Source organism: Haloglomus halophilum (genome assembly GCF_024298885.1).
GTDB classification, from domain to species: domain Archaea; phylum Halobacteriota; class Halobacteria; order Halobacteriales; family Haloarculaceae; genus Haloglomus; species Haloglomus halophilum.
On record NZ_CP101168.1, the window covers coordinates 109723 to 121214 of the forward strand.

Consider the following 11492-nt stretch of genomic DNA (forward strand, 5'->3'; position numbering starts at 1 on the left):
ATTCTTTAATCACCTCGCAGAAGACGCGCTGGTGCGGCATGATCGAGTCGATGCTCTTCTGGTAATGGGCACTGATTTGCTATTGATCTTCTGAGGCGGTGTCTGAGCCGTCTGAAAGTGAATGATTCTGTAATCGACCAGAGGGATAGTATCGGCCCTCGTCTTTGCTGTAGAGGTAGGTCTGGATCGGTCTAAGAGTGTTTGTGTTTCGCCCGAAGAGAAAGGCGAGCCCCATCGGGCCAGCTATGAAGAGATGAATAGTCGATGTTTTTGGCAGTTCTTTGATTGCGTCTCGTACCTTGGTACGGAAAACATCTGCAGCATGGGCTGCCTGTGCCGGGGACAATTCCACACCAGGCCCATCTTCCGGTGTTAATCTGATAATACCGTTGAAATCCGGAAGGTCGTTATGCATTTGGTCTATCTCCGGTTGCACATCGGCAGCGATGTTGACGAGCACCGCCAGCTCCGATCCGTGATTCGGTTGTCGCTGGAGCTCTCCTTCTAACCCGCTTTCCTCTTGGTCGATATCGAGTGTCCATTCTGCCATCCCGGCAGGGCCGGTGGGTTGCATCCACGTTGCTTGGATACGACGTGTGGTTGGAAGACAGTAACCGGCCGCGAACGCAGCGGGAAGATGCGTTCGGCCACGGAAGCGGAGTGGGCGGCCCGATGCGTTTTGAATGAGACAGTCCGTTACCGTGGTTAACGCCGGGAGTAGACGTTGGTTCCATACTTCTTGGGATGGTGGACCATGTTCGAAAGATCTTGACCAGTCAATAGCAATCGCTGGATCGATGTCGTGAGCCGGCGATTCGTAGGTGTCAAGTGAACATTCGAGAGGCTCACCGTCCGGTAAATACCCATCTATCCGCTCGATCCGCTCTGATAAGACGGCCTGGACGATATCTGTAGCTTTGTCAGACGTGGCCGCCTCTAGGGGGAGCATTTTCCAAGCGGAAAAGTCGTGGAGGATCGGTGCCTCGTTGAGTATCGATTTGGCTTCTCCAACGCTGATATCGGGACATGGCACCACGACCACGAAAAACTCGTCATCACTGTCCCATCGTTTGTTGAACCCCGGCAACTCGTCGTTGAGAATGATATCGGAGTCGGCTACGCCCTCACTAACGAGCGCAATTCCACTGGCTGTTTCCGGGTTCTCCAACTGGTCGATGATTTCATCTCTGAGTGGCTCCGGCTTCAAATCGAAGATATCCCGCCAAATCGGCACCCCGTGTCGCTCCAGTTCCATCTGCAGGAAGTTGGCGACGTCCGTCTGTTCGTGCTTATAGCTGAGAAATACACGGCCAGTTGGATCAGTCATATATCGTCACCGACGTTGAGAGTTGAAGCAGCATCTGGGTTGTCAATCCGTTCTAACTGCTCGTATTCCTTACTATCGTGGAATAGATAGGCGTTAATCGAGAACTGACCCTCTTCGTCCTGACCAACGATGAAGAGTAGCGGATGCGGACAGTCGTAGCCGTCGTCGTTGGCGATTTCATTCATCGCAGTTCGATCGTCCCGACTGATATCGGGTGAAGCGCCGGGATGGTAATGCCATTCACCGAGATAGTCGATACCGATGCTCTCCCTGGCATCTTTGAGCCACTCCTCGACTTTGTCGGTTCCTCGGAGGAATCGAGTTGGTTCTTGAATGGAGTCCCGCGGTGGGTCTCGGGCATTAACCACCAGTGCTGGTCCATCGAGACGGTCGGTACCAGCCAGAATTCCGCCCGTTTCACATGGATGTTCCTTTCGACAGCGATCATACATCGCTTCAAGACACGTAGCCGGAATCTGTACGGTGATTGGCGATTCCGGCGCTCGCCATATTATTCCGTCCTGGAAGGGAGGTGTGGCCTGTGAAATGGTCGGCAGCTCGTCGTCACTACCGGTCTCGAGTACGGTGAAGTGATTCTCGCGCAGACTCAATGCCGTCGCCTGATCAAGAAGCCGTGTCACTGTCCCAGCCCACGTCATCACCCGGTCCGTTCGGATAACTGATGCTGGGTGCCAGCAGCCCACTCGTTCGGGGATGGCATCCTCGTCTTCGTCCCATTCGATCTGTTCTTGCAACCGCCATGGATCGAACGCTTCGTTGTAATCGCTGTACGGAAAGGTATGTGAGTAAGCTGTTAAGCAGAACAACCGGTTCGCTCGCCGACCCATAGCCGCAGAACAAAACACGACCGGGTGATTCCATCTAATCGCATCAAGAGCGCGACGAACTCCCCGTGACGCGGTACAGTCAATTACTACCTCCGCTTCTCTAATTGGCTCCGGCACCTCACCGCTCGGTGGAAAGGCGCTATCCACATCAAGCACCTGAGCGTACGGTGCAATTGATTCAAGCCGGTCCGCGATTGCTGTCGCCTTGTTTCGCCCCACCTCATCGATTGTTAGTGTGTGGCGAGCCACGTTGCCGATCTCATACGTGTCGTTGTCGACGATGGTAAGCTGCTGACAGCCGGCTCGAACGAGATTCTCGGCAACCGTACTGCCGAGCGCTCCCGCTCCGATGAGCACGATGTTGCGATCCAGAAACCACTCCGTCATATGTCCGCGTCTGGTGAGTTGCTCATGCGACCAGTTGTCCGAGTCCAGCCACCGGATCTGTTCCTCTCCAGCTTCCCGCCGTTCGGCTATCTCAGGCCCCTTTCCAGTATCTCGAAATCCGCCGGAGAGGTCATTCGGATCTTTGAACTCCCGTATCTCGATTGGTTGCCAATAAATGATCTCGGGGTCGCCGTCGACCGTAGCTGGGATGGGGAACCCGATTAGAAGAATCTTGACCGGTTCATCGTCCAAGACGGGCTTGATATTCGCCCGTAGTTCGTACGGGTCGGTCTCGGTGCCCTCGAAAACCCCTTCCAAATCTTCCCACGTCTCCGGGGCCTCCCACGGGGGTTCAATCGGAACCTCTTCTAACAGTGCCCACGCCCCGGAAACAGAGACATCAGGATTCGAATCGACGTATCCGCCCCATTGTGGCCGATAGACGACTTCATCGTCGCTGTCTTTGAACGTTCCAGTCGCGTATGTCTCTTCAGCGGTCGGCAACGAGCAGAGGTTGACCGTACCCCACTGTCCATACGTCTCCCTCCAGTCTGAGAACGACTCCTGCGTCTCGTTGAATGCGATGGTCGGGGCCGACCCCGAACTCGTATCGAATGCCGGGATTTCAAACGGTTCGTCCGGTTTCCGAAGATCCCCTTGCGCAGCATTACTCAACCACTGCAATGCTCGGTCCATTTGCCAGCAGAGTCGATCACGGCTTGTGCTGGGTTCGCCGGTGGCTCCCGTTTGACTGAGGGTGTGTCCATACCGAGCAACACAGATATCGCCTCTTCGCCATGGAGTATCGTTGCTCCCAGCCACGTTCAGCTTCTGGTGGGGGAATGTGGCGGTAATGGTGTTCTCTTCTTGATCCGCAGGGTAGATCCCAATTGAACCGGCGGGGTACGTATCCCGTAGATGGAGATACCAGTCTGTCTTGCGTGGCACGTCCGGATGGGGTTCTAAGTCGTCTGGAGAAAGCCTGATCTTGATAATCCACCGTCCGTTGCTATCGTCTCGATATGGGTCTTTGAGGACGGTGACCCCATCCCGTTCGGCAATGGCTGCGATGGCTTCTGTAATTTCGTGGGGAGGCATTTATGACGTCAGCTGTCCGACTCGGCGAACTGGTGGTCCGATGGATCCTCTACCTGCGAAGACGACCCTACTGACATGGCTTTCTCTCCTCCATCGTCAGAATCGTCGTCACTTCCGAATGGAGGGAATTTCTCGCCGAAGAGCTGGTACCAGTATTCTCTCGATGTTTCTTTGTCCTCCTCATCCAGTGCTGTCCGTGCAAGCTCTGCGGCATCCTCTGCCTCATCATAGAACGCCGCGAAATCTTCCCCGTCGATTTGTTTGAGGACGTTATTCTCGGGGGTTCTCTGGAGACCGTGAGCAGGCAGGGTAGGGGTTTCCGCAGCCATTGCTTCGGTCTTGAACTTCCGTGTAAGTTCTTCGAGCGTCCTTGTCACGCCCTCGGCGACGCTGTCGATATCATGAGGACAGCACTGACCAACGATGTGCTCGAGGGGATAGCTCGTCGGCCCCTCAACGTCGGAAGTCTTCGTTCGCCGCCACCATTTGATGGCCTTGACGACGTTCACGTAGTGGCCATCCGTGATATCGTTTTTATTAACGGTGAAGGCGATAGTCGCGAGGGGATGGGTATTCTCCCACTCATTCTCATCTCGATGGGGAATCTTGAGCGGTTCGTCCTTCCACTCGTCGTCGCCATCTGCCGAGATATTGAGGGCCTCTGCCACCGTCGAAAGGTCGTCCGGAGTCAGGGCTGTGCCTACGTCCAGTGAACCCAGTGATTTGACGGCTTCACGTGTTGCTTCGCTGGGTGCCGCTGTCAAGACGAGATCGATTTCCACCTTCTCTTCCTCGATCTTGTAGGAGTGGGCATTCGGTTCCCACTGCCCCTCATAGTGTTCCTTCAGGAACGATTCGCATTTCTCCAGCGCTACGTCGGTATCAAGGTCACTGCTGAGATCAGAAACAAAGACGACGTCAACGTCGGATTTCTCGTCTTCCTGCGGTCTGAGTGCCGTCCACCGACGGTAGCTCCCCTGTAGAAAGTCTGCAACGTAGAACTCGTCGATGTCCTCGTCACTCTGCAAGTGATCGCGGAGGGTTTCGTGGCCCTCCTTGTAGGCATCATTGTGTTCGTCCTGCGGGCGGATGTCTGACAGGAAGGTCTCGAATAGTGTGGGGAGTGTGGTCATAGTGTATCGATGTTCTGGAATGTTTTAAGTGGTCGTTGCAGCAGGGGGTGACTCAATGATCGCGTATTCTCGATCCCGGCTCGTGCCCTCGGCCTCGAGGAGGTTGTACTGAGCCATCTTCGAGAGATAGGACCGGACTGTCCGTTTCGTCCGGGGATCGTCTACCTCGTCCGTATAGTGGTCGTGAATCTCGCTCGGGCCGAGCGGGCCGTGCTCACGAACGATGTCGTAGATGACGCGCTGGTGTGGCGTGAGTGAATCGATGCTCTTCTGCTTGATCTGGGCCCGTGCGTCTTCGGCTGAGTCGAGAAGAATGCCGTCAGTAATTCGCTCGCGATTTTCGCGGTCGGCTTTGCTGGCGGCCGTCCGAAGAATACCGATTGCGAGGCGGGCGTCGCCAGCGGCCGCGTCGGCGATGCGATAGAGCTGGTCGTCGGTGATGACGTCCTCGTCGAGGCCCCACTTCGCCCGCGCACTCAGAATGTCGTACAGCTGCTCGTCGTGGTACTTGTCCATCCGGACATGCTCGCTCGAGCGGAGCCGGCTCACGAGGCGGTCGTCGACGCGGCTGAACAGCTCTTCTTCCTTGTTCGCGATGCAGATGATCGCGAACTGCGGGAGGCTGTGGAGGTCGTAGATGACGCTGGGGTCTTCGAGCTGGTCGACCTCGTCGAGGATGATGACCGTTCGCGGGCCGTCGTGCTGCTGGAGCCGGTCCACAAGTTCGTCGTGGGGCGTCGATTGCCGGTGGATGTCGATGGTCGCGCCGAGGTCGTCGAGGATCTGGTAGAGCGTCCGGAATCGGGTGTAGTTGCGCCAGCAGTTGACGTAGGTCGCCTCGACGTCGAGGACCTCTTCCCGGAGTCGTTCGGTAACGAACTTCGAGATGCAGGTCTTGCCGGCGCCGCTGGGTCCGGTGACGATGGCCGTGTCGGCGGGCTCTCCGTTCGTAATGGGCTCGAGGACGCTAGAGAGGTGGTTGACTTCGGCGTCGCGATGCTCAACTTCCCGAGGGACGAACCCGGCGCGGAGGACGCGAGCATCGCGGATCATCTTTCTCTGACAGACTGAGTTCGGGTCAGGTTACAAAAGCCTGACCGGGTTGTTTCCGGAAACGCCTCAATTTATCCTATTCTGCCTATGGAAATCCACACGCTGTAACGTGATTCGTTTTGTGGAAACTCCGTTTTTCCGGGAACTTCCGGAATTGGCTCACGGGCGGGATCGTGTGACACCGGGATTCTGCCAGCCATCGGCGTCGTGTTCCTCCCAAGATATGAGGTATACGCCCTTGTCAGCACGGCTTTGGCAGTTCAGCTCGTCCATCAAATTGTTCCAGCGCTCTTCGATTGTGTCGCCTGGTTGCTCGTGGAGTGACTTATCGAGATCGTCGATTAGTCGCTTCTGGAGTCTCTGGTGACGGTCGCTTCCGTGCTCTCCAAAGACATCCTCATATCCTTCTCCACGAAGCAATCGAACGAGGGTTGTGATTCGAAGGGCGCGATCCTCGCTGACCTCAAACTCCTCTTCGAGTCGTATACACATTCTGCCTGCCCAATCGGATGCTCCCATACTGATCCTCTCTTGTCGTTAGTATTATAGAATTTTCCGAGTCGAGACTTAGAAGCAATCCGGACCCTCCCAAACGAATCCCCGACTCCGACGTCGGTCACTCTTTGGCATCTGAAGCGATTCACAGAGCCCGCATGTTTTGAATTCTGACTCTGGAATCACTTCTACGAGCTCTTCCTTCCAGGTTCTGATTTCAGACTTCTTGATGCTGTTTCGTTCGTTCTCTACCTTGGAGCTGTTCCTGTTGAACTCCCATTCCCGATTTTCATTGCGACGCCATTCGGCCAATATTCGGAGAAGCTCATCTTGGTCATTCACACTGTTGAGCTCTCCACGGCAGTCTTTCACGACATCCCGTCGGATTTTCGGTTCGACCTTGTCCCAGACTGCGGGTGTACTTCCATCTCCTTTATGGCGCTCTTCCTGTTGCTTTTGTTTCTTCTCTAATTCTTCAATTCGGGCATCAAGAGATTCTCGTAATGGGCCGAGATCGGGGATACTCATATGTAGATACCTCGACTGGAACACTATAAATTTCTCAGCCAATCACTGCTGTTCCAGTCCTTTCCGAAACGACCGCCTATTACACTTTCACCTTGGTTAGCGTGGCTTTTTGGAACCACAGCAAAGTACTAGATATATGGACGACAAGAGTAAGAATCAGCTCGGTGGTGGGGCGATCGGCGGTGCCCTTGGGGCAGCAGCTGGTGGCCCGGCTGGTGCAGTCGTCGGTGCAACACTTGGCGGGTGGCTGTTTGGTCGAGAGAGCGATCACAACGACACTCTCCGCGAGACGTATTCGGCAGTCAAAGAAGCGACGAGTGACGAAGCGCATCTTTACGTCTCCCATATCGACCCAGACGGAGCCGCATCGACGAGTCCTCAGGGCGTAATCGACGGAGTCAACGGGGAACCCGATATCATTTCGATTGATTCCACGAGCGCGAACTTGATCGTCGAGGTAGAGACGATGGAGGCTATCGCCGAAAACGGGAGTCACGCACTGAACCAGCTTCAGGACTACCGGACGTCGGGATTCAAACGGGTTCTTGTTGTCCCTGAAGAGGAGATTGACGCTGCAATCGAGTGGGTAGAAGCACACGAAGACCAAGGTACCTTGGAGGGGTCACTCACCGTCGCGTCTCCCGAGCGGATCGCAAATGTCCTCTAATCTCCCGAGCTACGACGACCTGGTGCGGTTCTCAATGAATTCCTGCGCCCATTGATTGAGGAACTCCACCGTCTCTGACCGGTCCTCAACTGAGCCACCGTCCGTAAGCTGGACGAGCGACGTGTCCGCAGCATCTTCTTTGGCCCACCCGGTCACAACCCACGGCTTCTCAGTGGTTCCGACTATGTCTCCGTCAGAATTCGTAGTACAGGCGGATCGGGTGAGATTCAACCGATCCGACGTTTCGACGAGCGTCGCTGCTAACCAGTTGAACAACGGACTTCCCGGAGCAAGGAATCGGAGTGAAGGGTACTCGTCAGCCGTATCGGGGTCGAAGGTCACACCGATTCCTTGGTGCTGATTTGCGATGCTCGCTGCGAGGGTATCCTCACTTTCCTCCGCTGTGATGGGAGCGTCCCCCGGATGCTGAAGGCAGTAGATGAATTCTGCATCTTCCGGTTCAGTGAGGTCGAATTCGAAATCCAGCTGCGACAGTAGATCAAACTGAATCCCCGCCTCGGTGAGCGTTTCGTTCTCCAAGAAGACTCCCTTGGCGGCGTCTACGGTAAAGACGGGGTCTCGGTTTTCACTTGGGTTCCCAACTTTTCCGAGATCAGGATGGGAATAGGTCTCCCAAGCGTCCAGACGTGCTTCTTGGATAACCTGTTCACGTAGTGGTCGGTCGCTGTCGACCTCTGCGAGTGAATCCTTGAGCTCTACTGGATCGTCCTCACCTTGCTGTTCCTCGATATCTTGGTCGATATCTCGTTCGAGTTCTTCATACTCCTCGCTGTCCGCCTTCGCACCTTCTACCATCGTCGCCTCTCGAATCTTCGACCCGACACTGGATAGAATCGGCTGCATATCGCCAACGACGTACTCAAACAGACCGATACGGTCGTCCAGTCGGTCATAGATATCTGATTCGACGGTGTCCTCGTAGCTGTAGTTGAGGATGTAGACGTCGTCGTATTCCTGACCGATGCGGTCGATACGTCCGATCCGCTGCTCCACTCGCATCGGATTCCACGGGAGGTCATAGTTGATCATCGCACCGCATTCCTGCAGGTTCAGCCCCTCACTTGCAGAGTCCGTACATACGAGAATATCGACCTCTCCGTCGTTGTCGGAGAATTCTCGCTTGACACGTTCCTTCCCCACGTTTCGCCAGGCGTCTGCTTCTTCGTCGTACATCTCGCCGCCGTCGCCCGAGTAACAGGCGATATTCTCGCCGTACTTCCACCGGAGTTGCTGGCGGACGAAGTGCATCGTGTCTTTGTACTGCGTGAAGACGATGATTCGACTCCGTCCCTTCCGATCAAGCATGTCGAGATCCTCGTACAGCTGATCCATCTTCGGGTCGTCATCGACCTGCTTGACCTCCTGGATGAACGACTCCAGTTCCTCGATCTCCTCCTTGAGAAGATTGATCCCCTCGTCAGTAAGACTCGGTGCGAGTTCGGTGAGATCGACGTTCAGCACGTCCTCGCCGGCGTCTTCCAACTCGGCGATCTCGTCTTCACTGTATTCGCTAAGTGCGTCTAGGGCCGCCTGCCGATCCTCATCCTGGTCGTCCCGAATTCGTTTTCGCCGTTCGAGTACCTTCCGCTGCGTTCGAAGTTTCTCCAACCGCGTAGAGAGACTCTGTGAAATCGCGTATACACTGCTAGTAAGCCGCTGGCGATACGTCGTCATCACGAACCCAATGGCGCGGGCTTCCGTCTCTGTTGACTGCTGTGCCTTCTTGTAGAAGGTTCGGGTGTATTCGTCGATTCGATCATACACCCGACGGGTTTGCTCGTTGAGTTCGATACGCCGTCGCTCGGGCTTTCTGGTCGGGACCGTTTCTTCGAGCAGCCCTGCTTTGCGATATTTCCTAAGGGTATCCCGGGTATTGCGGTGGATGCAGGCATCGACGGGGGTTGCCCACGAAAGTACGTCTTGGAGTACCTTCCAGCCGTCCTCGCTGAGTTCGTCGAGGGCGTCGAGACGGTCGCTTCGTGAGGAAATAATCATCTCCTCATTCAGGACTGATTCCGGATACAGCAGCCGTTTGAGCTTGGTATCTTCATCCGCTCCGAACGGATCGATTTGCTCCTCAATCGCGGCGTCCACCTTCCGTCGGTAGTCGTCGTACTCCTGGCCATACCCTCGTGCCAAGTTACACGCCTGGAGAAGCCGCTGTTTCGCGACGCCTCGACCTTGGTCCTCCAGCCCGAGTTCGTCGACGATCCCCTCGAGGACGACGTCTGCGTACTCTATCGAGGAGTTGAACCGATCTTGAAATGTCCCATTGAGAGTCGCCTGTGACGGATCACTCGATGTCCGGGATGAGAGATCGGCTCCGCCTTCGATAACGGTCGACAGCGCCTGGCGGGTCTCGAAGAATTCGACAAATCGGTCGCGATCATCCCACGCCTCGGGAATATCGAGGAGGGTCAGGAGATCGTAGAGTTCGCGATGGTGGAGTTGCATCGGGGTCGCAGTGAGCAGGTAGTAGCAGTGAGTGTGACCGCGGAGCCGTTCGAGGAGATTGTAGAAGTTACTCCCACGACGTGCGTTGTGAGACTCGTCGACGACGACTGCGTCCCAGACGCCTTCACGGCCGTCCGGGTTGCGTCCGCGACAGCTTGCCGGGATGTCGTCCCTCGTCCGGGCGGTTCCGTCGTCAGCGGGCGCGACCTGGTCCCACCGGCCCGTGAGTCGCGCTGTGTGCCAGGACATGATGATGACAGTCGGCGTCGGGTCATCCTTCCGAGTGTGTGCGAACCGCCACAGCGGGCTGTTCGTCCATGCCTCGTTCCGCCGATCCGCATCGATGTCCAGGTCACCCGTCCCCGGGACTGGATGCTCTTGGCCGAAGGAATCGATGAAGGCGTAATCGTAGTCACTCCCTCGATCGTACCGATAGGCGTTGATGTTGAACTTCTCCCAGAGTTCTTCTTGCCACTGGACGGCGAGACTGGCTGGTGTGAGAACGAGTGAGTTCTCGAGTTCGCCAGTCAGTCCGAGGCGGGAGAGTGTGAGACCGACCTCGATAGTTTTCCCGAGACCTACCTCGTCGCAAAGGAGATAGGAGTTCGGATACGTGTTGACTGCCGTATCGGAGACGACTCGCTGGTGTGGCCACGGATCGATCGTGCTCGCTTCCTCGGCGAGTTGGAGGCCGCCGGGGGCTTGTGCCCCGTCAGCGAGGATCCGCCCTTTGTCGCCGTCAGTCGGGGCCTTTGGTTCGCGGAGTTTCTCGACGATTTGGGAGACTTCGACGTCGTTGTCGGGGGCCTTCCAGTCGATGAGCTCCTCTTTCAGGGCCTCCGGAAGATCGTAGACGTCGACGTAGGCGTGCTCGTCTTGCCACAGCTGCTTAAACGACTCTTGGTCGCCTTCGACGTAGGGGGCTTGCCCGTCGTCCCACGAGCGGTGGACTTTGAACCGCTCGTAGTTCCGCGTCCAGCCGCCGGCCGTCTCGTTGATGCTCCCTTCGAACGAGATCCAGTTCCCGTCCTCATCTCGGAAGATGCCTACTTTGGGGTGGAAGATACCCCACTCCCCGCGGCTGGGGACCGCGATCTTGAGCTCGAGTCGATCCTCCCGAAGTAGCCAGGCGAGCAGCTGGAGCTGCTGATCGAGCGTTTCGTCATCCAACCCCGTCAGGTTCTCGTCGAGGTCGTCGGCGAGTGCTTCCAGCACAGGCCGATCCTTTGGCTGAAGCTGTGCGCCGACGATGAGTCGCATTCGGCCGTCGTTTTCGACGAGTGCCTCGATTCCGTTCCCAGCAGCAGCGAGAGAACCGCTATCGAAGTAGCCTGCAATCCGGTCGTACTGGATGCTCCGTTCGAGCGCCGGGACGTAGAACTCCTTGATTAGATGAGCTGCGTCGTTGCTGGGCTGGCTTTCGTAGATAGACTGCCAGTCGTAGTCACGGAGGGACCTAGCCATCTGATATTGACGTATGC

At 56.2% G+C, this 11492-nt stretch carries 8 protein-coding genes; 1 reads left to right on the forward strand and 7 read right to left on the reverse strand.

Annotated features, from left to right (window positions below; translation table 11 throughout):
• Positions 1 to 79: 79 nt before the first annotated feature.
• The 6 genes from NL114_RS21475 to NL114_RS21500 all read right to left on the reverse strand — a co-directional run bounded on the left by NL114_RS21475 (position 80) and on the right by NL114_RS21500 (position 6869).
• Positions 80 to 1327 carry an SAVED domain-containing protein gene (locus NL114_RS21475; protein ID WP_254824884.1) on the reverse strand — a complete coding sequence of 416 codons (1248 nt, stop codon included), beginning with the start codon at positions 1325 to 1327 and terminating at the stop codon, positions 80 to 82.
• Positions 1324 to 3660, reverse strand: coding sequence for a ThiF family adenylyltransferase (locus tag NL114_RS21480; protein WP_254824885.1), 2337 nt, complete (start codon positions 3658 to 3660; stop codon positions 1324 to 1326). Before NL114_RS21480 ends, NL114_RS21475 begins: the two co-directional genes overlap by 4 nt.
• A gap of 8 nt (positions 3661 to 3668) precedes the next feature.
• The gene (locus NL114_RS21485) at positions 3669 to 4793 is read right to left on the reverse strand and encodes an SMODS domain-containing nucleotidyltransferase (RefSeq protein ID WP_254824886.1); all 1125 of its coding nucleotides are present in this window, start codon (positions 4791 to 4793) and stop codon (positions 3669 to 3671) included.
• 24 nt (positions 4794 to 4817) lie between these two features.
• Complete coding sequence (locus tag NL114_RS21490; protein WP_254824887.1) at positions 4818 to 5846, reverse strand: Cdc6/Cdc18 family protein; 1029 nt, start codon at positions 5844 to 5846, stop codon at positions 4818 to 4820.
• A gap of 159 nt (positions 5847 to 6005) precedes the next feature.
• Positions 6006 to 6365: a hypothetical protein gene (locus tag NL114_RS21495; protein ID WP_254824888.1), complete on the reverse strand. Its 360-nt coding sequence runs from the start codon at positions 6363 to 6365 to the stop codon at positions 6006 to 6008.
• A 48-nt stretch (positions 6366 to 6413) separates the two neighbouring features.
• Entirely contained in the window at positions 6414 to 6869 is a 456-nt protein-coding gene (locus tag NL114_RS21500; protein WP_254824889.1) for a hypothetical protein, read from the reverse strand.
• Between the two features lie 136 nt (positions 6870 to 7005).
• Here NL114_RS21500 and NL114_RS21505 point away from each other — a divergent pair, with 136 nt between their 5' ends.
• Entirely contained in the window at positions 7006 to 7536 is a 531-nt protein-coding gene (locus NL114_RS21505) for a hypothetical protein (protein ID WP_254824890.1), read from the forward strand.
• A gap of 9 nt (positions 7537 to 7545) precedes the next feature.
• Here NL114_RS21505 and NL114_RS21510 read toward each other — a convergent pair whose 3' ends face one another.
• Positions 7546 to 11475 carry a helicase-related protein gene (locus NL114_RS21510; protein WP_254824891.1) on the reverse strand — a complete coding sequence of 1310 codons (3930 nt, stop codon included), beginning with the start codon at positions 11473 to 11475 and terminating at the stop codon, positions 7546 to 7548.
• Between the last annotated feature and the right edge of the window lie 17 nt (positions 11476 to 11492).